Source organism: Saccharomonospora marina XMU15, from assembly GCF_000244955.1.
Taxonomy (GTDB): domain Bacteria; phylum Actinomycetota; class Actinomycetes; order Mycobacteriales; family Pseudonocardiaceae; genus Saccharomonospora_A; species Saccharomonospora_A marina.
Genome location: NZ_CM001439.1, coordinates 5,728,747 through 5,749,447 on the forward strand (window position 1 = coordinate 5,728,747; position 20,701 = coordinate 5,749,447).

Genomic DNA, 20,701 nt, shown 5'->3' on the forward strand with positions numbered 1-20,701 from the left:
GAATTGGCGAGAGCACCGGTTCCCGTCCGGCGAAGCTGCTCGGCGACCGGGTGACTAACCACCACCGCCGCCCAGCAAGCCCTCCACGGCCACCATCACAGCGGACGCGGTGACCGTGACAACCCCCGCCGCACGGATCTTGGCGGTGGCATAGACCTTTCTTCCGTCCTTACCGGCGTATGCGGCTTCGACGTCGAGGTCGGTGTCGAACGGCGTCCCACGGTGGTACTCCACGGCGAGCGAAACGGTCATGGCGGGCCAGCCCGCGCCCGCTACGGCACGCCCTACGGCGTGGTCGAGCACCGCGGCCAGCCAGCCGCCGTGGACCCGCCCTGGCGCACCCTGGTGAGCGATCCCGAACCGCACCCGCGCGCTCACCACGCCCTCGCCACCGCTGAACCCGGTGAGCGGAGGCGCGAGCGGGTTGCCCACGCCCTCGACGGGGTTGTCGAAGGTGAGCGACCTCGCGTCCGGAACACGCAGGCCGGCGGGGTGCTCGGACTTCCCGCCACAGCCGTCGAGCGAGTCGGCCACCGAGCTGACCCGTTCGACGGCCCGCGCCAGTTCATCCTCGCCTGCAGTGGTGCGCACGGTCGCCTCGATGAGCCGCCGGACCTGCTCCGCCAGCAGGGCCCGCTGTGTCGTCATCTACCCGACCCCTCTTCTACTAGAACAGGTTTCACCCAGTCGGCGGCCAGAGTATCCCTAGCGACATCCCGCACAATATCCTCCGACTGAGAAACGCGTTCTACCAAGCGAGAGCCTTGCGGGCACGTACCACCCAGACTAGAGTCTGGACACATGTCCAATCGGATGGGGAGACTGCCATGAGCCGCTGGCCCGCCAGCACGTCGCCACTGCTCATCGACGGCGCGCTGGAACCCGGCAGCGCGGGAACGTTCGAGACGATCAACCCTGCCACCGAGGAAATCCTCGGCACGGCTGCCGACGCGGACGGCTCCGACCTCGACCGCGCCATCTCAGCGGCCAGAAACGCCTTCGACGAATCCGAATGGGCACGCGACCCGCGGTTTCGCGCGCACTGCCTGCGGCAGTTGAGCAAGGTGCTCAGCGAGCACAGCGAAAGCCTTCGCGAAATCACCGTCGCCGAGGCCGGAGTACCCGTGTCACTCACTCGCGGCCCGCAACTCGACATTCCTGTCGCCGACCTGACGTGGTTCGCCGACCTGGCGACCTCCTACGAGTGGGTCAGCGACCTCGGCAGAGCCGAGCCGATGGGCATCCCGACGCGGCGCAGGCTGCTGCGCGAACCCACCGGCGTCGTCGGTGCCATCACGCCGTGGAACTTCCCGCACCAGATCAACTTCGCCAAGCTCGGACCCGCACTCGCCGCGGGCAACACCGTGGTGCTCAAACCCGCGCCCGACACCCCGTGGTGCGCCGCCGCCGTCGGCGAACTGATCGCCGAACACACCGACATCCCGCCCGGCGTGGTCAACATCGTCACCTCCCGCGACCACACGCTCGGCGCGCAACTGGCGGAGGACCCCAGGGTGGACCTGATTTCGTTCACCGGGTCGACCGCCACCGGCCGATCGGTGATGACGACCGCGGCGCAGACCATCAAGAAGGTCTTCCTCGAACTCGGCGGCAAGTCCGCGTTCGTCGTGCTCGACGACGCCGATATCGCCGCAGCCTGCGCGCTGGCCGCGTTCACCGTGGCCACGCACGCCGGGCAGGGTTGCGCGATCACCACCCGGCTGCTCGTGCCGAGGGCCCGCTACACCGAAGCACTCGAAGCGACGGCGTCGGCGCTCAACGGCATCAAGCCCGGCCCTCCCGACGATCCCGGCACCATCTGCGGTCCCGTCGTCTCCGCGAAGCAACGGGATCGGGTGGAGGGCTACCTGCGGCTCGCCCGCGCCGAGGGCGGCGAGATCGTCTGCGGCGGCGATCGACCTTCCGGGCTCGACCGCGGCTTCTACGTCGAGCCGACGCTGATCGCGGGCCTGCCCAACACCTCGCGGGTCGTGCGGGAGGAGATCTTCGGGCCGGTGTTGACGATCCTGCCGCACGACGGCGACGACGACGCCGTTCGCATCGCCAACGACTCGCCCTACGGGCTGTCCGGCTCCGTCTACGGCGGCGACCTGGAGCGGGCGCGCGAGGTCGGGGCGCGCATCCGCACCGGAACGCTGAGCATCAACGGCGGCGTCTGGTACTCGGTCGACGCGCCGTTCGGCGGATACAAGCAGTCCGGAATCGGCAGGGAAATGGGCGTGGCCGGGTTCGAGGAGTACCTGGAGACCAAGCTCGTCGCCGAGCCCGCGGAAGAGAAGGGCCAGCAATGAGCCGTTTCGAAGGCAAGGTCGCGATCGTCACCGGAGCCGCACAGGGAATCGGCGAGGCCTACGCCCGCGCGCTCGCTCGGGAAGGCGCGAGCGTGGTGGTCGCCGACCGCAACACCGAGGCAGGAAACCGAGTCGCCAAGGAGATCGCGGCGGACGGCGGTAGCGCCGCCTGCACCGAAGTGGACGTTTCCCTGCCGGAGTCCGCGCAGGCCATGGCCGACTTCACCGTCGAGCGGTTCGGCGGTATCGACTACCTGGTGAACAACGCCGCCATCTACGGCGACATGAAACTGGACCTGCTGCTCACCGTGGACTGGGACTACTACAAGAAGTTCATGAGCGTGAACCTCGACGGCGCACTCGCCTGCACGCGGGCGGTGGCGCCTCACCTCACCGAGCGCGGCGGCGGCGCGATCGTGAACCAGTCGTCCACGGCGGCGTGGGTCTACTCCGGCTTCTACGGGCTCGCGAAGGTCGGCGTCAACGGGCTGACCCAGCAACTCGCGCACGAACTCGGCGGCTCGAACATCCGGATCAACGCCATCGCGCCGGGGCCCATCGACACCGAGGCGACAAGGACCGTCACGCCGAGCAAGCTCGTCGCCGACATGGTGAAGGGCTTCGCGTTGAAGCGGATGGGCACGCCGGAGGATCTCGTGGGTATGTGCCTGTTCCTACTGTCCGACGAGGCGAGCTGGATCACCGGCCAGATCTTCAACGTCGACGGCGGCCAGGTCGTGCGGTCCTGAACGGGGAAGGGAGCAGGCGATGAAACCCGTAGGCTTCATCGGGCTCGGTCAGATGGGCGCGCCGATGGCACGCAGGCTGCTCGACTGGCCTGGTGGTCTCGTCGTGTACGACAGCCGCAAGGAAGCGATGCTGCCGTTCACCGAACGGGGCTCGAAGGCCGCGGGCAGCGCCGGGGAGGTGGCGCGGTCCGCCGAGGTCATCTCGATCATGGTGCTGGACGATGAGCAGGTCGAGCAGCTCGTGACGGGACCGCAAGGGCTGCTGGCGACCGCCGCGCCAGGCACCGTGATCGCGGTGCACTCCACCATCAGTGACACCACCGCGCAGCGCCTTGCCGAGGCCGCCGCGGGCACCGGGGTCGAGATCGTCGACGCACCGGTCACCGGGGGCGCGGCGGGAGCCGCGCAGGGCAGGCTCGCGACGATGGTGGGAGCCTCCGAGGCCGCCTTCGCCCGCTGCGAGGAACCGTTTCGGCGGTGGGCCGAACTGGTCGTCCACACCGGGGGTCCGGGATCGGGAACGCGTGCCAAGCTCGCGCGCAACCTGCTGCACTTCGTCGCGTTCACGGCCGCGGCCGAAGCGCAACGGCTGGCCGAGGCAGCGGGCATCGACCTGGTGGAGCTGGGCAAGGTGGTCCGCCACTCCGACGCGGTGACCGGGGGTCCTGGCGCGATCATGCTTCGCTCCACCACCGTGGCGCTCGCCCCCGGCGACGACTGGTACCCGATCCTGACGCACGTGCGCGACCTCGGCGAGAAGGACCTGCGGCTGGCGCTCGACCTGGGAACGCGGCTCGGCGTCGAGCTACCGCTGGCCGGGTACGCGCTGCAACACTTCGCGGAAGGTCTCGGCGTGGCCGAACGGAAGCAGGAAGGCACTCGATGAGCGACAAGCGCAGGCGCGGCCTGGACATGATGGGCAAGGTCTACGGCTGGGAGTTCCAGGACGGCCCTGGTGACTTCTTCGCGACCACCGCCGACCACCTGTTCGCCGACATCTGGTCGCGGCCGGGCCTTTCCCTGCGCGACCGACGACTGCTGCTGCTGGGGGCACTCGCGGCACAGGGCCTTGACGACGTCGCCGACATCCAGGTCCAGGCCGCGCTGCGCAACGAGGAACTCACCGGCGAGGAACTGAGGGAGATCGCGCTGTTTCTCACCCACTACGTGGGCTGGCCACTCGGCACGAAGTTCAACATGACGGTCGAGAAGCGCGTCGGCGAGCACGAAAGGTCAGGCTCGTGAGCACCTCCACCACTCGGATGCCCGAGGAGCTGCTGGAACACGCCGTTCGCGCGCCCGGTTTCATGCCCACCGAGGAAGGGCTGGCGCTGTACGAGGTGGCCGCGGAGCACCTCGCGGGTGGAGTGGCCGTCGAGATCGGCAGCTACTGCGGCAAGTCGACCGTCTTTCTCGGTGCGGCCGCACGCGAGTGCGGTGGCCGGATCGTGACCGTGGATCACCATCGCGGCTCCGAGGAACACCAGCCGGGCTGGGAATACCACGACCCCACGCTGGTCGACCCGCACACCGGGCGGCTGGACACCCTCGGCACCTTCAGGCGCACGATCGCCGACGCCGGGCTGGAGGACCACGTCGTGGCCGTGGTCGGGAGTTCCCCTGCGGTCGCGGACTTCTGGCGAACCCCGCTTGCGATGCTGTTCATCGACGGCGGCCACAGCCAACCGGCGGCCGACGCCGACCTCGACGGCTGGGGCCCGTGGGTGGCCGAAGGCGGGGTGCTGGCGATCCACGACGTGTTCCCCGATCCACGCGACGGCGGAAGGCCCCCGTACAACATCTACCGCCGCGCGCTGACAGGCGGCCAGTTCAGCGAAGTGTCGGCCACCGGCTCGCTACGCGTGCTACGCCGAGTCGCCGGTCAACCGGGCACACCGCTGGCGTAGTCCTCGGCCCCGACGCGGGCTCGAAGCGGTCAGCGGGTGACCAGCTGTCAGGTGTGGTCGCTGCCGGGTGGTCGAACCAGACGGTGTGCGCGTCGGGTGTGACGGTGAGCCCGAAGGAGTCCCAGGCCGGGGCGGCCAGGTCGGTCCAGCTGCGATGCGCCTGTTCAGCCAGGTGCCAGCGCCGCCGCACTGTCCATTCCCGGCGGCGAAGTTTGACCTCGGCCCGGGAGCCGTCCGGCGTGGCGATCCAGGACGCGGTCGGCACTGTCTACGAGTAGGCGGGAATCGCGCCGCCGTCGGGGAGGGTGTAGCCACGCCCGATCAGCCGGGAACACCCGTCGCATACGCCTCGCCCTTGCAACGGCAGCCCTCGGCGTCGACTGCCATACCCTTCGGCAGGTCGTCGGCGCGGAAGATGTGGCAGGCGGGTGTCGTGGCCGACAGCGCATCGGCAGCGAGGATCACCGCGGCTCCCGTCCAGGTGGTTCGCTCCACCGGCCAGCGTTTGCCGTCGGTGTAGACCAGGCCGGTCCAGTAGGAGCCGTCCTCCTCCCGCAGGTGCTGCATGGCGGCGAACAACTCCTGCGCACGATCGGACTCACCGATCGCGTCAAGGCTCAGCACCAGTTCGCACGTTTCCGCACCGGTGACCCACGGCCGGTCGTCCACGCAGCGCGCACCGAGGCCGTCGACCACGAAGTCGCACCACCGCTCGCGCAGCCGACCACGCGCCTGCTCACCGCGCACCGCGCCGCCGAGCACCGGGTAGTACCAGTCCATCGAGTAGCGACCCTTGTCGAGGAACGCCTCGGGGTGGCGGCGCAACGCGTGCCCGAGCCTGCCCAGCGCCAGTTCCCACTCCGGCTGTTCCTCACCGACGTACGCGGCCAACGCCAACGCGCAGCGCATGCTGTGGTGAATGCTCGAACACCCGGTGAGCAGCGCCTCCCGCTCACCACCGAGCCACCCGATCTGCCCGGTCTCGCCCTGGAACCGCAACACGAAATCGATCCCGGCACGCACCGACGGCCACATCCGCGCCGCGAACGACCCGTCCCCGGTGAGCAGCACGTGGTGCCACACACCGACGGCGAGGTAGGCGCAGAAGTTGGTGTCGGCGGCGGCATCCACCACGCGACCACGCACGATCTTCGCCGGCCACGAGCCGTCCTGCCGCTGGGTGCGTCGCGACCACTCGTACGCTGCCTCCGCCTCGGCGAGCAGGCCCGCGCTCGCCAACGCCATCGCCGACTCGACGTGGTCCCACGGATCGACGTGCCCGCCGCCGAACCACGGGATCGCCCCGGTCGGCTCCTGTTCCCGAGCGATAGACCGTGCCGTGGCGACGACCTCGTCGGCGGAGAGCACCCCCGCGACGGCGGGAGGCTCAGCGGGCGACAACCGTGGCCTCCCGCTTGACCAGGTAGAGCACCAGGCTCTTGCCGAGCAACGGGTTCAGCAGCCGTTCCGCGGTGCGCGTGACCAGCGGCGCCCGCATCATGTCCCACACCAGCATCCGGTGATACGCCTTCGGCAACGGGTGATCCTCGCGATCGACCCCGACCGCGCACTTGAGCCACCAGTAGGGCGAATGCAGCGCGTGCGCGTGCTCCCTGCCGACCGGGCGCAGGCCCGCCGCCACCAGCTTGCCGAGCAGTTCACTTTCCCGGTAGATCCGCACATGCCCACCCTCGACCTCGTGGTAGGCGTCGGAGAGCAGCCAGCAGACCCGCTCGGGCAACCAGCGCGGAACCGTGACCGCGACCGTCCCTCCCGGCCGCACCACCCTGGCCAGCTGCCAGATCGCCTTGTCGTCCTCCGGGATGTGCTCGAGGATCTCCGAGGCGATGACGCAGTCGAACGACTCGTCGGCGAACGGCAGTTCCAGCGCGTCGCCGGGCACCGTACGCGCGGCGGCACCGTCGGGCACCTGGCCCTCGCTCGCCATCGCCTCGAACATGCTCGCCACGTTGGCCAGTTCCGGCTCGTCCTGGTCGAACGCGACGACGTCGGCCCCACGGCGGTAGGCCTCGAAGGAGTGCCGCCCCGCGCCGCAGCCCACGTCGATCACCTTGCTGCCCGGCCCAACCCCGAGCCGGTCGAAGTCCACGGTCAGCACCTTCGCTCACGCACCCTCTCGTCGCATCCGCTCGATCGAATCGATATAGCAGTCCACAGTAGACTCGGCGACCGATCTCCAACTGTAGCGCTCGACGGCTCGCCTCCGCCCCGCTTCGCCCAGCCTGCGGCGCTGCCCCGCGTCGTCGAGCAGCCCCGCGAGTCGCTGCGCAAGCGCCTGAGCGTCTCCGGGCGGCACAAGGTGTGCGCACTGCCCGTCCGGCCCGACCACCTCGGGCAACGCGCCTGCCCTGCTCACCACCAGCGGCGTGGCGCAGGCCATCGCTTCCACCGTCGGCAGCGAGAAGCCCTCGTACAGCGAAGGGACGCAGGCGGCCTGCGCGGATGCCAGCAGCGCGGCCAGTTCGGCATCGTCGATTCCGGTGACGGTGCGCACGATGTCGCGGATCCCGAGTTGCTCGATCAGCCGCTGCGTCGGCCCGCCCGCTGTCAATCTCGTGACGAGCACCAGTTCGACCTTGCGCTCGGTGCGCAGCTTCGCGACGGCCTCGAGCAGGTGGCGTACGCCCTTCAACGGCACGTCGGCACTGGCCACCGCGACGATGCGACCCTCGACCCTCGGCGGCTCGGCGGGTTTGAACAGTTCGGTGTCGACGCCCAGCGGAATGGTGCGAATCCGCTCGGGCGGCACCCCAAAGTCCTCGCTGATGTCGGCGCTGGAGGCCGAGGACACGGTGATCAACTCGGGAATCCGGCGCGCGACTCTCGCCTGCATCCGGACGAAGCCGTACCAGCGCCTCACCGCGGGCTTGCGCCACCACTTCGCGGCGGCGAGGTCGGCCACACGGTCCCTGGTGATCGGGTGGTGCACGGTCGCCACCAACGGCAGGCCCGCCGCGCGCAACCGCAGCAACCCGTAGCCGAGGCTCTGATTGTCGTGGACGACGTCGAAGTCCCGCGCTCGCTTACGGAGCAATCGCGCCGCGCGAATGCTGAAGGTGAGCGGCTCGGGAAAACCCGCCGTCCACATCGTGGCGACCTCCAGCACATCAAGCAGGTCACGAAACTCGCCGGGTCGCGGAGTGCGGAACGGATCGGGTTCACGATAGAGATCCAGGCTCGGCACCTCGGTGAGCTTCACCGTGGAATCGAGCTCGGGATAAGGCTGGCCGGAGAAGACCTCCACCTCGTGCCCCAACTCGGCAAGGCCCCTGCTGAGCTGCCGGACGTAGACTCCCTGCCCGCCGCAGTGCGGTTTGCTCCGGTAGGAAAGCAGCGCGATTCGCACGATGTACCTCTCTGGCGCTTTCGCCGAAAAACAAATTGTTTCCCCACTCGCTCGGGGGCGTTAAAATCCACTCCTTTCCTAAAAGCACGACCCTGCCAGGCTAGAATTTGTTCTCGCCGGGCACAACCATCGCCGATGCATAACGCCTTCGATGTGACGAAAGACAATTCCGGCTCATACGGCGGCGAGTTGGGAGAGCTTCCATACCCCGTCCACCTTGCGTGCGACGACATCAAGGCACGCCGACGTGGACCCCCTCGGCCTGCCGTCATCGGCGATCGTCTGCTGATCGACGAAGACGAGCAGGTGGGCGCGATCCGGCGAAAGGCTGCGTACCCCCACCGCCCGTACGGTGGTGGAGCGCACGAGCCGCTGCCGCAGCGCCTGCTTGCTCGCCTCGGCGAACCGGGAGCGGTACTGCTCGACCGCCGCGTCGACAAGGGCACCCCGCGCGGCTCGTTCGGTGCGCCCGAGGTCACGGAAGCTGTACGAGAAGATCGCCTTCACCGATTCGCCCACCTGGCGCGACACTTCGGCGGTGGCCGCCTCGTCGGCTATCGCGGCGTTACCCTCGCGCACCGCCTCCGCACGCAGAGCGGACCAGACCGCACCCGCGCCCGCCAGCACGGTGATCGCCGCGAGAACGGCCAGCCAGGTCGCCGCCCTGGCCGGGTCACGGTTCGGCTTCCCGGTCATCGCTGCGCCTGCACCGACGAGATCTTCCAGCCGCCTTCGGTTCGCCGTAGCTCGGCGAGCAGCGTGCTGCGCTTGTCGGTACGCTCACCGCCGTCCGTTGCGACCTCGACGCTCAGCACGGCCAGCATCGAAGCCCTGCCCGCCTGGATGTCGAGCGCCGAGAGCGCGCCGTGGCGAACCTGCGCGGTAGAGCTGATCCGGCGCTCGCGCGCGCGCTCGACGTGAGAGCGGCGATCCTTGCGGAACTCCTCGCTCAGTGACCCCTCCGTTACGCTGATCCACGCGTCCACATCGGACCCTGCAGTGCTGTGGTCGATGGTGTAGAGCCTGGCGAGGGCTTCGGTGCCCGCCTGCAACGCCGCGTCGCGCTCGTCGGCCCTACGGGCGAAGTCGGAGTGCTCGGCACTCCACCACGACCAGCCGAACCAGGCGCACGCCACGACCGCCAGCGCCGCCGATGCCGCGAGCGCGGCGCGCCACCGGTTGCCGCCGGGCACGCTCACCCTCCGGTTCCGAGCAACGTGTCGAGCCCGACGCGCTCGCTCGACCCTGGTGCCGTTTCGAGCAGCCCGGGAAGTGATCGCCGCGACTCGGGGCGTCCGTCCTCGCCCGCGTCCTGATCCGGCTCAGGGACCTCGACCGGTTTCCCGCCGTAGGGCGCGTTCTGCGAGCCACGCACCGAGATCGGGCTGCCGGGCGGCTCCGCGCAGTACGCCTCGGTGTTGGGAGGGATCTCGGCGGTATCGTTGGCAGGCCTGCGCTGCGTGCCTTCGTAGCCCTTGGTGCACGAGGGCGGGTTGAAGAAGTTCACCACGAACCCGATGTGTCCCTCTCCGTTGGAGGACACCGACTTGGAGAACGCGCTCACAACGGGAAGCGCGACCATCATCTGCTCGACGGCGTCGGTCCGGACGGTGGCGATCTGAGTGGTGGTCAGCAGGTTCGCCAGCACCACGCTCGCGCTCGTGCCTGAGTCGGCGAGGAACTCGTCGACCTCCGCCGAGAGCAGCGGGGCCTCGTCGATGACGGTCCGCAGATCCGGGTCGGCCTGCTTCAACTCGGCCGCGATGTCGTTCAGGCCCTGCGCGATCGAACGGATTCGACCGCCGTTGTCCCGCTGGGTGTCCAGCACGACTCGGCCGTTCGCGAGCAGGCTCTTGGTCTGTGGCAGGTTGCGCTGCGCCGCCTCGGTGAACGCGCTGCCGGAGTCGAGCAGCCGCCGCAGGTCGGGTCCGGCGCCGGCGAATGCGTCGTAGGTCTCGTCCACCACGGTGCCGAGCGATTCCGGGTCCACACTGGACACCAGGTCGTACAGGTTGGCCAGCAACTGCTCGGGCATCACCGGGGTCTGGGTGCGGTCCTGGGTGATCACCGAGCCTTCCCGCAGGTAGGGCCCGCTGCCGGTACGTGGCCGCAGATCGACGTACTGCTCCCCGACCGCGGAGCGGTTGGCCACGACCGCGTCGGTGTCCGCCGGTATCCGAGGACTGTCCTCGCCGATGTCCAGATCCAGCGTCACGCCGTCGTCGGTGAGGTGTAGCTGCCTGACCTTGCCGACGGTCACGCCACGGTAGGTCACCTCGGCGTTGGCGAAGATTCCCCCCGACGATGCCAGCTCCACCCGCACCAGGTAGCCCCGGCTGCCGAGGAGGCGGTCGAGACCGGCGTACTGCGCGCCCGCGTAGCCGACCGCCAGCACGGAGATGATCGCGAAGGCGACCAGCAGCAGCTTGTTCTTACCGGTCAGTGTCATGGCGTCCCTCCGAGGAGGCTGCCGAGGAGGCCGCCGAAGTCACCGGTTCCGCTGCCCGTACCGTCCGGCGAGGCCCCGGACTGAGGCAGCGGTAGGAACGGCCCTTCGGCCGAGCCGCCGCTGCCCTGACGCGCGGCGTCGTCGCCACCGGTGTCGGGTTCGCTGCCGTTGCCGAGGAACTCCATGGGCATCCCCGCGTTCAGGATGTTGCGCAGCATGGTGTCGAGGTTCATGTCCAGCCGAACCTTCACGTTGGCGTAGTCGCCCCGCACGATCGACCCGGCGAAGTGCGGCAACGGGTAGGTAGGCAGGATTCGTAGTGCCTCGGTCAGGTCGGAACCCGACTCGGCGAGCTTGTCGAGCACCGGGCCGAGCGACTCCAGGTTGGCGACGAGTTGCTCGCTGCTGCGGTTGACCACGCGCGTGCCCACCCTTGACAGCTCCTCCAGTGAGGAGAGCATGCCGACGAGTTGCTCACGCTGCTCACTGACCACCGCCAGTCCCGGCTCGAGGTGCTCCAGCGCGGTGACGAGGTTGTCCTCCTGCGCGACGAGCGTCTCGGAGAGCCGGTTCATCCCGTCGATGGCACGTACGATCTCGCCCCGCTGCGAGTCGAGTTCGGCGGCGAGCCGGTCGGCCCTGGTGAGCAGGGCACGGAACTCGGCGTCGTTGCCCGCGAGCGCCTTGTTGAGCTCCCGCACGATGTCGCGCAGTTGCTCGACGCCGCCGCCGTTGAGCAGCAGTGACAGCGCACCGAGAACCTCCTCCACCTCGGGGTTGCGACTGGTGCGCTGCAACGGGATCGTGGCGCCGTCGCTGAGCCTGCCTTGCGGTTGTTCGCCGGTGGGGGCGCTGAGTTCGACGAACTTCTCGCCCAGCAGGCTCGACTGCCTCAGCTCGGCTCGGGCGTTGGCCGGAAGCCGGACGTCGCCGCGCATGGTGAGTTGCACCACGGCCGACTTCGAATCCTCGGCCAACTCGATCCGCTGCACCGTGCCGACCGTGACGTCGTCCACTTTGACCGAGGACTGCGGCACGAGGTCGAGCACGTCGGTGAACTCGACCGTCACTCGCACCGGGTTGTCTCCGACGTCGGCCCCGCCCGGCAGCGGTGCGTTGTACAGCCCGGTGAACCCGCCGTCGGCGCACCCCGCCAGCAGCAGCGCCACCCCGAGCAGCGCCGCCAGTTTTGCCCTGAGTCTGCTGGTCACGGTCACGGCGCCCCCGCGGCAATCAGTGGTAGCGGCAACGGCGGCAGCTCACCGGTCTGGATAGCGTGCAGCAGCTGCGAAACCGGCGGGATCTTGGTGGCGCCGTCCACGACGGGTGCGAGCACCTCGCACAGCTTGTTCAGCGACTGCGGTACCTGCTGCGACGACGCCAGCTTGACGAGCCTGCAGGCCGTGGTCACCAGCGGGTTGGTCAGCTCGTTGGCGTTGTACCTGATCGCGATGCTGCCGGAGTTGGCGTCGTAGGTGTTGATGAAGTTGGTCAGACCCGTCGGGGCCACGTCGAGCGTCTCGGCCAGCGAGGCGCGCTCGTCCACAAGGACCTGGGTGAGGCTCGCTAACTTGTCCACATTGGATGTCAGTTGGTCGCGGTTGTCGGTGACGAAGCGTTTGACGTCCCCCAACGCGGACCCCAGCGACGACAGCGCGGCCGAAACCTCATCCGCCTCACCGGAGAGGAACCCGCTGACCTGGTCGAGGCGGGCGTAGAACTCCTCGAGCTGGGCGTCACTTCGCGCGAGGACCTCGGTGAAGGAATTGAGGTTGCGCACCGTCGCGAACAGGTCGCCCTTGGAGCTGTTCAGCGTCTCGGCCAGCTCGGACATGTGCGTGATCGTGGTGTTGAGGTTCTTGCCGTTGCCCTCGAAGGATTCGGCCGCCGCGTCGAGCACCCGGGAAAGCGAGCCGTCGGCGTTGGCCCCCTTCGGGCCCAGCGTGGTCGACAACTCGTCCAGCGTGCGGTACAGGTCGTCGATCTCCATCGGCGTCGCCGTACGGTCGAGCCCGATCGTGTCTCCCGAGCGCAGCCGGGGACCACCGTCGTAGGGCGGTGTCAGCTGCACGTAGCGGTCACTGACGAGACTCGGGGCGACGATCACCGCGCCGGCGCTGCTGGGCAGCGGCACGTCGTCGGACACGGCCATGTCCACCCTGACGCGCTGCCCCTCGGGAACGACGGCGGTGATCTCACCGACCTCGATACCGAGCACCCGAACCGCCGATCCCGGGTAGAGGCCGACCGCCTTGGTGAAGTAGGCGGACAGCCTCGTGCCACCTCCGTCGCCGAAGGCCCACCACAGCGCACCGGTGAGCACCAGCACCACGACGGAGGCCGTGGCGACCCATCGGTAGGTCCGCCGGGAGGCCCTGCTGTCGATCACCATCGGCCGCTCCTCACACCCTGGTCCGGCGCGGCGATCGTCGGATCGCAGCCCTGTGGGTTGTACTCGGCGCCGTTGAAGTTGATGGTCGGCGGCAGCATTCCGCAGATGTAGCCCTCGAACCACCGGCCGTTGCCGGTCACGTTCACGCCGGTCCTGGTGAACGGCCCGAGCAGGTGCAGCGTCTGCCGCAGGTTGTCCCGGTTTCGCTGCAACATTTCGGTGACCGAGTCCAGCTTGTCCAGCGCGGGGCGGATCTGCTTCTCGTTGTCGCGCACCAGGCCGGTCAGCTCGGCCGACACCCGCTGGGCACCGCGCAGCAACGCGTCGATCGCCTGCTCCCTGCGCTGCACCTCCGCCAGCAGTTGGTTACCGAACTCCACGATGTCGCGCAGCTGTTCGTTGCGCGAACTCAGCGTCTGCGTGACCCGGCTGGTGTTGGACAGCAACTTCGCCAGCTCCTGGTCCCGCGACGACACCGTTTCCGACAGCGCCGACAGGCCGTTCAGCGCGTCGGTCATCGGCTTCGACGTGCCGTGCAGCGTGTCGGCGACGACGTCGAAGCTCTTCGCGAGTTGCTGGGTGTCGATGTCCTCGACAGCGGTCGACAGCTCGTCGAATGCGTCCTGCAGTTGGAACGGGGTCCTGGTCCGCTCCACCGGGATCGGCTGGTTCGGGTCCTGCGGCGCGTTGCCCCTCGGCACGAGTGCCAGGTACTTGTCGCCGAGCAACGTCTTGATCTCGATGGACGCCGTGGTGCCTTCGCCGATCCTGCTGGTGTCGAACGAGTCGACCGAGAAGGTGGCGAGCACTCGCGTGCCGTCGAGAACCACGTCGTCGACCTTGCCGACCTTGACACCCGCTACCTGCACCTCGTCGCCGGGCTGCAGTCCCGCCGACTCCGCGAAGTGGGCCGAGTAGGTCGAGGAGTTGTTGAGCAGCGGGATCTCGTCGAGCTGGTAGGCGACCACAACGGAGAGCACGATCAACACCAGGCTCACCAGCCCGACGGTAGCCTGGTTTCGCTCCTTGAGAGGTTTCATCAGACCTTGCACCTCTCTGGCAGCTGCGTGCCCGGCAACGGCAGCACCGGCACGGTGACGTTGAGCGACTCGATTCCGATCGTGCCCGACAGCCCGCACAGGTAGTAGTTGAACCAGCTGCCGTAACTGGTCACCCTGGTGAACTTGCGCATGCTGGACGGGAGATCGTTCAGGATCGTGGCGAGCAGGTCCTCGGCGTCGCGCAGGTTGCCCGCCAGCCTGTTCAGCCCGTCGATGTCGCGCTTCAGCGGGGGTCGAGCGTCCTCGAGCAGGCCCGCGGTGACGTCGGTGAGTTCGGCCATACCGGAAACCGCTTCCCCGATGGGTTCGCGCTGGCGAGCGAGGCCGGACACCAGTTGCTGCGTGGTGTCGACCAGTTGCCCGAGTTGCGGTGAGCGCTGGTTGACGGTGTCGAGCACGGAGTTGAGGTTGTCGATGACTTTTCCGATCACCTCGTCGCGATCGGCCACGGTCGTGGTGACCGAAGCGATGTGTGTCAGCAGGCTTCGTACCGTGCCACCTTCGCCCTGCAGGACGCGGATGAGCTGGTAGGAAAGCTGGTTGACCTGCTCGGGCTCCAGTGCGCGCAGCAGCGGGCGGAACCCGTTGAACAGCGTCGTCAGGTCGAGCGCGGGTTGGGTTCGCTCCATCGGGATCGTGCCGCCTGCGGGTAGCACGGAGTCACCGGAGACGTTGGTGCCCAGCGAGAGGTAGCGCTGGCCGACCAGGTTGCGGAACTTCACCGTCGCCGTCACCAGTGCGGGCAGTTCCCGCCCCTGCTCGACCTGGAAGGTCACCTGCGCCACGGTGCCTGCTCCGTCGTCACTGTCGACGGCCTCGATACCGGTGACCTGACCGACCTTGACCCCCGCGATCCGCACGTCGTCACCGACGTGCAGGCCGGAAGCACTGCTGAACCGAGCGGTGTAGCCGGAGGCGTCACCGAAGTTCGCGTTGGCGATCGTCGCAGCCAGCACCGCGGTCAGCAGCATGGTGACCACGGTGAACACGCCCATCTTCAGCAGCGCCGGAACGAAGCTCCTCATCGGACCTCCACGGTGGCGCCCCGGTAGAAGGGCCCGAGCAGCAACGACGACCATCCGGGCGCGTCCTCGGGCGCGATACCGGTGCCCGACGACTGCAGCAGCGCGACCAGTTCCTGCTCGGCACCGGAGTTGGCGACCAGCGGAACACCCGCGGGCGTGGACCCTCCGCCCGAGGAGAACGGCACGTCCAGTCCCTGCACCGGACCCGGCAGCGGATCGTCGAACTGGGTGCCCGGGTGGGTCGAGCCGTCACGCACCGGCCCGTCGGGCGGGTACTGCGGCCACGTACCCGGTGCCGGGACCTGCGGGTAGCAGCGGGGGCCACGCTTGTCGAGGTACCTCGGCTCGTCCACGCCGGGAAGGTACTTGCCCCGGTTGGAAGCGATGATCTTGATGACGACGTGATTCATCTGGTCGCCGTTGTACCCGAACGCGGCCTTCGCCGCGGGCATCATGTCAGCGAACTGGCCGAACATGCACGGGTACTGCGGAGCGTACTTCTCGAGGATATCCAGCACCGGCTGCGCGGTGGCGGTCAGCCTGATGAGGTTGTTCTCGTTGGCGTCGAGGAAGCTCGCCAGGTTGACCGACGCGCTGGACACGCTCGTGTAGAGCGTCTCCAGCCGCTCACGCTTCTCCAGCAGCGTGCGTGTCGTGGTGGTGAGGTCCGACATCGCCTCCAGGAACTCCGGAGCGGCTTCGCTGTACACATCGGACACGTCGGCGAGGCCGGTGATGTCGGCCTTGATGTCCGGCAGTGCCGGATTCAGCTCACCGAGGTAGTCCGACAACCGCACCAGCGTCTCGCCGAGCCGTTCGCCCTGCCCGTCAAGCGCCGTGGACACCGCGTTGAGCGTGCTGGAAAGCTTCTCCGGGCGCACGCTGCGCAGCAGCGGCAGCACCTCGGAAAGTACCTGCTCGACTTCCACCGCCTCGACGCTGCGGTCCTGCCGGATCACATCGCCGGCCTGGATGTGCCCCGCGGCGCCCCCACTCGGCGGCTGCAACGCCACGTAGCGTTCGCCGAACAGTGTCTTCGGCACCAACCGCGCCGACACCGCCGCCGGAATCACCTCGACCTTGCGCGGGTCCAGCGCCAACCGCAACGTCGCACCGCTGCCGGAGGAGGACACCCCACGAACCTCACCGACGCGCACGCCCCTGATCTTGACGTCGGCGCCCTCCCGCAGTTGTGTGCCGATGCGGTCGGTCTTGAGCTGCACCATCGCGACGTCGGCGAAGGCCTTGTTGTACACCGCGACCGTCGTCGTGATGAACAGTGCGACGACGACCAGGAACACCAGGCCCAGCAGTTGGTGCCACAGCCTGCGCAGCAGCAGCCGCCTCGTCGTGCTCATCCGGAGATCCTCACCGTCGTGGTCGCCCCCCAGATCGCCAGACTCAGGAAGAAGTCGAGCACGGCCACCAGCACGATCGAGGTCCGTACCGCGCGGCCGACGGCCACACCCACGCCAGCGGGACCGCCGCTGGCGGTGAAACCGTAGTAGCAGTGGGACATGATGACGATCGTGCTGAAGATCAGCACCTTACCGAAGGACCACAGCACATCCTCCGGTGGCAGAAACAGGTTGAAGTAGTGGTCGTAGGTTCCCGCCGACTGGCCGTACATCCAGATGGTGATCTGCCGTGACGCCAGGTAGGAGGAGAGGAGCCCGACGGCGTACAGCGGGATGACGGCGACAACGCCCGCGATGACACGGGTGGTGACCAGGTACGGCAGGCTCGGCACGCCCATCACCTCGAGCGCGTCGATCTCCTCGGAGATCCGCATCGCGCCGAGTTGTGCGGTGAAGCCGCAACCGACCGTGGCCGAGAGCGCCAACCCCGCCGACAGCGGCGCCACCTCCCTGGTGTTGAAGTACGCCGAGATGAAGCCGGTGAGCGCCGCCGTGCCGAGTTGGTCCAGCGCGGCATAGCCCTGGATGCCGACGATGAGGCCGGTGAACAGGGTCATCCCGATCATCACGCCGAGGGTGCCGCCGATGACCGCGAGCCCGCCCGTGCCGAAGATGACCTCCGTGAGCAGCCGCAGCGTCTCCTTGCCGTAGCGGCGCAGCGTTCTCGGTACCCAGGCCAGGGCGCGAACGTAGAACAGCAGTTGGGCGCCAAGCCCCTCCAGTGACGCGCCGGGGCGCGCGATGATCTCGAGCGTACGGTCGCTCGGTCCGGACCCGGTCTGCCGCGTGTTCGACATCGCCCTCACAAAGCCTTCGGTGGGACGATCTTGAGGTAGATCGCGGTGAGCACGACATTGATCAGGAACAGCAGCAGGAACGTGATGACCACCGCCTGGTTCACGGCGTCACCAACGCCCTTGGGCCCGCCCGCGGGGTTGAGCCCGCGAAACGCCGCGACCACGCCTGCCACGAACCCGTAGATGAACGCCTTGAGCTCGCTGATCCACAGATCGGGAAGCTGGGCCAACGCGTTGAAGCTCGCCAGGTAGGCACCCGGCGTGCCGCCCTGCAGCACGACGTTGAAGAAGTAGCCGCCCAGCACGCCCACCACGCTGACCAGGCCGTTGAGCAGCACGGAAACCACGATCGCGGCCAGCACCCTCGGCACGATGAGCCGCTGGATGGGGTCGACGCCGAGCACCTGCATGGCGTCGATCTCCTCGCGGATCTTGCGTGCTCCGATGTCGGCGCAGACCGCGCTTCCACCCGCTCCCGCGACGAGCAGCGCGGTGATCAGCGGGCTGGCCTGTTGCACGATGGCGAGCGCGCTGGCCGCACCCGTGAACGACTGAGCGCCGATCTGCTGGGTCAACGAGCCGAGTTGCAGCGCGATCACGGCGCCGAACGGGATCGCCACGAGCGCGGTGGGCAGGATCGTGACGCTGGCGAAGAACCAGCACTGCTGCATCCATTCGCGCCACTGGAAGGGCCTGCGCGGTATCGCCCGCAGCACCTCCCACCCGAGTGTCGAGAGTCGACCGACCTGGGTCAGCGCCCGAACGCCCGGCACAGGTGGAGAACCCGTTGCCGCACTCATGCAACCTCCGTAACGCTCACCCTTGAACGTGAAGTGACAAGCTCAGGTGGCGTTGCCGCCTGCGTCGTCTCAGACCTTCAACGCATGTGTCGCCGTCGAGCCGCCGTCGGCGACGAACTCCGCTCCCGTGCAGTACGAACTGTCGTCGCTGGCCAGGAACGCCACCACACCCGCGATCTCCTCCGGTTGCCCGACCCTGCCGAGCGCCACCTTGCGTCCCGCGGGGGAAAGGTCCGTTTCGGCTCCCACGAAATTGCGCACCATGTCGGTGTCGATCAGCCCCGGATGCACGGAATTGACCCGGATTCCGTGCTCCCCGAGTTCGAGCGCGGCGACCTTGGTCATGCCCCGGATCGCGAACTTGCTCGCGGTGTAGGCGCTCACCAGCGGCATTCCAGCCAGCCCCTCGACGGACGACATGTTGACGATGGACCCGCCTCCTGCGGATGTCATCGGTTCAACGACCGAGCGCATCCCCAGAAACGTGCCGATCTGATTCACCCTGATCACGCGCTCGTAGTCGGCGAGTGTGGTGTCGGTGAGCGCGGCGAAATGCAGCATGCCCGCGTTGTTCACCAAGACGTTCAGCGAACCGAATTCCTCGACGGTGCGCGCCACCGCTCCCCGCCACTGGTCCTCGTCGGTCACGTCGAGGTGCTGGTACGCGGCGGCCTCACCGAGCGAATCCGCCAGCTCCTTACCCTCCGCGTCGGTGATGTCGGTGATCATCACCCGTGCGCCCTCGGCGACGAAGCGCCGAGCGGCAGCGGCGCCCTGGCCGCGCGCGGCGCCGGTGAGGAGCGCGACCTTGCCCGAGAGCCTGCCCATCTGCGTACCTGCCTTTCCGTGCTTTCTCGCCTACCCGTCCTGCCCGAAGCGCCCCGGCTCACATCAGTTCGTCGCCGAACGGCATCAACACGCTCTTGAGCTCGGTGTAGGCCTCGAAGGCGGTCCTGCCGCCCTCCCTGCCGAGCCCGGACTGCTTGAAGCCACCGAAGGGAAGGTGCGGTTCGATCTGGAAGCCGTTGATCCCTACCGTGCCCGCCCGAAGTCCACGCGCCACGCGGAACGCTCGCTGCGCGTCGGAGCTGAACACGCTGGCGCCCAAGCCGTACTCGGTGTCGTTGGCGAGCCTGATCGCCTCGTCCTCATCGGAGAACGGCACGACGGACAGCACCGGCCCGAAGATCTCCTCCTGCGCGATCGTGGCGGAGTTGTCCACGTCGGCGAAGATCGTCGGCGCCACGAAGTTGCCCGCCGCGTACTCGCCCGCAAGCCGCTCGCCACCGGTCACCAGCCGCGCGCCCTCGGCCTTGCCCTTCTCGATGTAGCCGAGCACGCGGTCGAGTTGGCGGCCGTTGATGAGTGGTGCGGATATCACCGAGGGGTCGAAGGGGTCGCCGTAGGTCACTGCCGCCGCCACACCTTGAGCGGCGGCGATGAAGTCCTCGTAGACGTCGCGGTGCACCAGTGCGCGGGTGTTGGCCACGCAGGCCTGCCCGGAAAGCCCCATGGTCACGGCTCCCACCGTGGTCGCCGCCGCGACACCGACGTCGGGGGCGTCGCCGAACACCACCGCCGGGCTCTTGCCACCGAGTTCCAGCGAGACCCGTTTCAGCGTCGTGGCGGAGGCCTCGACGATCCGCTTGCCGACCTCCCTGCTGCCGGTGAAGCTGATCTTGTCGATGTCCGGGTGGGTGATCAGCCGTTCCCCGGTGGGGTCGCCGGGGCCGGTGACGACGTTGAGGGCGCCCTTGGGCAGCCCCGCCTCGAGCAGCAACTCGACCATCCGAAGCACCGAGAACGTGGCGTACTCACTCGGCTTGAGCACCACGGTGCAGCCTGCGGCCAGCGCGGGGGCGACCTTCTGCGCGAACAGCAGGAACGGCACGTTCCACGGCAGGATGGCGCCGACGACCCCGATCGGTTCCCGAAACGACATCGCCAGGTGGTCGCCGCCCTGGTAGGGCGGCAGCGTCTGGCCGCCGATCTTGTCGATCCAACCCGCGTGGTGGTCGAAGGCGTCGGCGGCCGCGGCCACCGAGACCGCGTAGATGCTGCCGAACGACACCGGGACGGAGTTGTCGAGCGCCTGTAGCGCACGCAGCTGGTCCGCGTTCTCGCGAAGCAGGTCGGCGAATCGGTGCAGCACGGCGATCCTCGTCTGCGCGTTCGCCCGGGACCATTCACCCGACTCGAAGGCTCGCCGTGCCGCGGCTACGGCCGCGTCGACGTCGGAGGGTGACGCTACCGCGATCTCACCGATCTCCTCGCCGGTCGCCGGGTGGTGGTGGGTCCACGTCGCGCCGCCCTCGGCGGCCACCCACTCGCCGTCGATGTGGAGCCTGCCGGGTGTCAGCCCCGCCGCTTCGCGATGGGGCAGCATCGTCAGGGTCATGAACTCGCCTCCAACGGCTCACCGGC

At 68.4% G+C, this 20,701-nt stretch carries 21 protein-coding genes; 5 read left to right on the forward strand and 16 right to left on the reverse strand.

Translation table 11 applies throughout. The features are described 5' to 3' along the window. Window positions 1-54: 54 nt before the first annotated feature. Window positions 55-648, reverse strand: a complete 594-nt coding sequence (locus SACMADRAFT_RS27150) for a PaaI family thioesterase (protein WP_009157038.1) — start codon at window positions 646-648, stop codon at window positions 55-57. 179 nt (window positions 649-827) lie between these two features. Here SACMADRAFT_RS27150 and SACMADRAFT_RS27155 point away from each other — a divergent pair, with 179 nt between their 5' ends. The 5 genes from SACMADRAFT_RS27155 to SACMADRAFT_RS27175 are packed head-to-tail and all read left to right on the forward strand — an operon-like array spanning window position 828 to window position 4,968. Next, complete coding sequence (locus SACMADRAFT_RS27155; RefSeq protein WP_009157039.1) at window positions 828-2,312, forward strand: aldehyde dehydrogenase; 1,485 nt, start codon at window positions 828-830, stop codon at window positions 2,310-2,312. Then, entirely contained in the window at window positions 2,309-3,061 is a 753-nt protein-coding gene (locus tag SACMADRAFT_RS27160) for an SDR family oxidoreductase (RefSeq protein ID WP_009157040.1), read from the forward strand. The genes SACMADRAFT_RS27155 and SACMADRAFT_RS27160 overlap by 4 nt, the downstream gene beginning before the upstream one ends. A gap of 19 nt (window positions 3,062-3,080) precedes the next feature. Continuing rightward, window positions 3,081-3,947, forward strand: a complete 867-nt coding sequence (locus SACMADRAFT_RS27165; protein WP_009157041.1) for an NAD(P)-dependent oxidoreductase — start codon at window positions 3,081-3,083, stop codon at window positions 3,945-3,947. Further along, the gene (locus SACMADRAFT_RS27170) at window positions 3,944-4,306 is read left to right on the forward strand and encodes a carboxymuconolactone decarboxylase family protein (RefSeq protein WP_009157042.1); all 363 of its coding nucleotides are present in this window, start codon (window positions 3,944-3,946) and stop codon (window positions 4,304-4,306) included. The genes SACMADRAFT_RS27165 and SACMADRAFT_RS27170 overlap by 4 nt, the downstream gene beginning before the upstream one ends. Continuing rightward, the gene (locus SACMADRAFT_RS27175; RefSeq protein WP_009157043.1) at window positions 4,303-4,968 is read left to right on the forward strand and encodes a class I SAM-dependent methyltransferase; all 666 of its coding nucleotides are present in this window, start codon (window positions 4,303-4,305) and stop codon (window positions 4,966-4,968) included. The genes SACMADRAFT_RS27170 and SACMADRAFT_RS27175 overlap by 4 nt, the downstream gene beginning before the upstream one ends. A gap of 321 nt (window positions 4,969-5,289) precedes the next feature. On the opposite strand, the gene SACMADRAFT_RS27185 is transcribed toward SACMADRAFT_RS27175, so the two are convergent. The 15 genes from SACMADRAFT_RS27185 to SACMADRAFT_RS27255 form a co-directional block, all read right to left on the reverse strand. After that, window positions 5,290-6,369 carry a prenyltransferase gene (locus SACMADRAFT_RS27185; protein ID WP_009157044.1) on the reverse strand — a complete coding sequence of 360 codons (1,080 nt, stop codon included), beginning with the start codon at window positions 6,367-6,369 and terminating at the stop codon, window positions 5,290-5,292. Further along, on the reverse strand, window positions 6,356-7,078 hold the full coding sequence (locus tag SACMADRAFT_RS27190) for a class I SAM-dependent methyltransferase (protein ID WP_232285499.1): 723 nt from the start codon (window positions 7,076-7,078) through the stop codon (window positions 6,356-6,358). Before SACMADRAFT_RS27190 ends, SACMADRAFT_RS27185 begins: the two co-directional genes overlap by 14 nt. Before the next feature lie 15 nt (window positions 7,079-7,093). Then, window positions 7,094-8,335: a glycosyltransferase family 4 protein gene (locus SACMADRAFT_RS27195; protein ID WP_009157046.1), complete on the reverse strand. Its 1,242-nt coding sequence runs from the start codon at window positions 8,333-8,335 to the stop codon at window positions 7,094-7,096. A 174-nt stretch (window positions 8,336-8,509) separates the two neighbouring features. Next, window positions 8,510-9,031 carry a hypothetical protein gene (locus tag SACMADRAFT_RS27200; RefSeq protein WP_009157047.1) on the reverse strand — a complete coding sequence of 174 codons (522 nt, stop codon included), beginning with the start codon at window positions 9,029-9,031 and terminating at the stop codon, window positions 8,510-8,512. Beyond that, on the reverse strand, window positions 9,028-9,534 hold the full coding sequence (locus tag SACMADRAFT_RS27205; RefSeq protein ID WP_050998293.1) for a hypothetical protein: 507 nt from the start codon (window positions 9,532-9,534) through the stop codon (window positions 9,028-9,030). The genes SACMADRAFT_RS27200 and SACMADRAFT_RS27205 overlap by 4 nt, the downstream gene beginning before the upstream one ends. Next, window positions 9,531-10,784, reverse strand: a complete 1,254-nt coding sequence (locus SACMADRAFT_RS27210; RefSeq protein WP_009157049.1) for an MCE family protein — start codon at window positions 10,782-10,784, stop codon at window positions 9,531-9,533. The genes SACMADRAFT_RS27205 and SACMADRAFT_RS27210 overlap by 4 nt, the downstream gene beginning before the upstream one ends. Further along, window positions 10,781-12,001: an MCE family protein gene (locus SACMADRAFT_RS27215; RefSeq protein WP_009157050.1), complete on the reverse strand. Its 1,221-nt coding sequence runs from the start codon at window positions 11,999-12,001 to the stop codon at window positions 10,781-10,783. The genes SACMADRAFT_RS27210 and SACMADRAFT_RS27215 overlap by 4 nt, the downstream gene beginning before the upstream one ends. Beyond that, window positions 11,998-13,176: an MCE family protein gene (locus tag SACMADRAFT_RS27220; protein WP_009157051.1), complete on the reverse strand. Its 1,179-nt coding sequence runs from the start codon at window positions 13,174-13,176 to the stop codon at window positions 11,998-12,000. Before SACMADRAFT_RS27220 ends, SACMADRAFT_RS27215 begins: the two co-directional genes overlap by 4 nt. After that, window positions 13,170-14,216 (reverse strand): MCE family protein, encoded by a 1,047-nt coding sequence (locus SACMADRAFT_RS27225; RefSeq protein WP_009157052.1) that lies wholly within the window; start codon window positions 14,214-14,216, stop codon window positions 13,170-13,172. Before SACMADRAFT_RS27225 ends, SACMADRAFT_RS27220 begins: the two co-directional genes overlap by 7 nt. Then, window positions 14,216-15,262 (reverse strand): MCE family protein, encoded by a 1,047-nt coding sequence (locus SACMADRAFT_RS27230; RefSeq protein ID WP_009157053.1) that lies wholly within the window; start codon window positions 15,260-15,262, stop codon window positions 14,216-14,218. Before SACMADRAFT_RS27230 ends, SACMADRAFT_RS27225 begins: the two co-directional genes overlap by 1 nt. Then, window positions 15,259-16,620 (reverse strand): MCE family protein, encoded by a 1,362-nt coding sequence (locus tag SACMADRAFT_RS27235; protein WP_009157054.1) that lies wholly within the window; start codon window positions 16,618-16,620, stop codon window positions 15,259-15,261. Before SACMADRAFT_RS27235 ends, SACMADRAFT_RS27230 begins: the two co-directional genes overlap by 4 nt. Next, a complete protein-coding gene (locus tag SACMADRAFT_RS27240) occupies window positions 16,617-17,477 on the reverse strand; it encodes an MlaE family ABC transporter permease (RefSeq protein ID WP_009157055.1) in 861 nt (286 codons plus the stop codon). Before SACMADRAFT_RS27240 ends, SACMADRAFT_RS27235 begins: the two co-directional genes overlap by 4 nt. Before the next feature lie 5 nt (window positions 17,478-17,482). After that, window positions 17,483-18,277: an MlaE family ABC transporter permease gene (locus SACMADRAFT_RS27245; protein ID WP_009157056.1), complete on the reverse strand. Its 795-nt coding sequence runs from the start codon at window positions 18,275-18,277 to the stop codon at window positions 17,483-17,485. Between the two features lie 69 nt (window positions 18,278-18,346). Beyond that, window positions 18,347-19,105, reverse strand: a complete 759-nt coding sequence (locus tag SACMADRAFT_RS27250; RefSeq protein ID WP_009157057.1) for a glucose 1-dehydrogenase — start codon at window positions 19,103-19,105, stop codon at window positions 18,347-18,349. Window positions 19,106-19,163: 58 nt separating this feature from the next. Beyond that, window positions 19,164-20,675: an aldehyde dehydrogenase family protein gene (locus tag SACMADRAFT_RS27255; protein WP_009157058.1), complete on the reverse strand. Its 1,512-nt coding sequence runs from the start codon at window positions 20,673-20,675 to the stop codon at window positions 19,164-19,166. Between the last annotated feature and the right edge of the window lie 26 nt (window positions 20,676-20,701).

Excerpts from the sequence above, each read along its gene's own strand:
- SACMADRAFT_RS27230 (WP_009157053.1), bottom strand. The coding sequence starts at position 15,262 with ATGAGGAGCTTCGTTCCGGCGCTGCTGAAGATGGGCGTGTTCACCGTG.
- SACMADRAFT_RS27155 (WP_009157039.1), top strand. The coding sequence starts at position 828 with ATGAGCCGCTGGCCCGCCAGCACGTCGCCACTGCTCATCGACGGCGCG.
- SACMADRAFT_RS27240 (WP_009157055.1), bottom strand. The coding sequence starts at position 17,477 with ATGTCGAACACGCGGCAGACCGGGTCCGGACCGAGCGACCGTACGCTC.
- SACMADRAFT_RS27250 (WP_009157057.1), bottom strand. The coding sequence starts at position 19,105 with ATGGGCAGGCTCTCGGGCAAGGTCGCGCTCCTCACCGGCGCCGCGCGC.
- SACMADRAFT_RS27165 (WP_009157041.1), top strand. The coding sequence starts at position 3,081 with ATGAAACCCGTAGGCTTCATCGGGCTCGGTCAGATGGGCGCGCCGATG.
- SACMADRAFT_RS27225 (WP_009157052.1), bottom strand. The coding sequence starts at position 14,216 with ATGAAACCTCTCAAGGAGCGAAACCAGGCTACCGTCGGGCTGGTGAGC.
- SACMADRAFT_RS27255 (WP_009157058.1), bottom strand. The coding sequence starts at position 20,675 with ATGACCCTGACGATGCTGCCCCATCGCGAAGCGGCGGGGCTGACACCC.
- SACMADRAFT_RS27245 (WP_009157056.1), bottom strand. The coding sequence starts at position 18,277 with ATGAGTGCGGCAACGGGTTCTCCACCTGTGCCGGGCGTTCGGGCGCTG.
- SACMADRAFT_RS27160 (WP_009157040.1), top strand. The coding sequence starts at position 2,309 with ATGAGCCGTTTCGAAGGCAAGGTCGCGATCGTCACCGGAGCCGCACAG.
- SACMADRAFT_RS27170 (WP_009157042.1), top strand. The coding sequence starts at position 3,944 with ATGAGCGACAAGCGCAGGCGCGGCCTGGACATGATGGGCAAGGTCTAC.
- SACMADRAFT_RS27150 (WP_009157038.1), bottom strand. The coding sequence starts at position 648 with ATGACGACACAGCGGGCCCTGCTGGCGGAGCAGGTCCGGCGGCTCATC.
- SACMADRAFT_RS27235 (WP_009157054.1), bottom strand. The coding sequence starts at position 16,620 with ATGAGCACGACGAGGCGGCTGCTGCTGCGCAGGCTGTGGCACCAACTG.
- SACMADRAFT_RS27200 (WP_009157047.1), bottom strand. The coding sequence starts at position 9,031 with ATGACCGGGAAGCCGAACCGTGACCCGGCCAGGGCGGCGACCTGGCTG.
- SACMADRAFT_RS27220 (WP_009157051.1), bottom strand. The coding sequence starts at position 13,176 with ATGGTGATCGACAGCAGGGCCTCCCGGCGGACCTACCGATGGGTCGCC.
- SACMADRAFT_RS27210 (WP_009157049.1), bottom strand. The coding sequence starts at position 10,784 with ATGACACTGACCGGTAAGAACAAGCTGCTGCTGGTCGCCTTCGCGATC.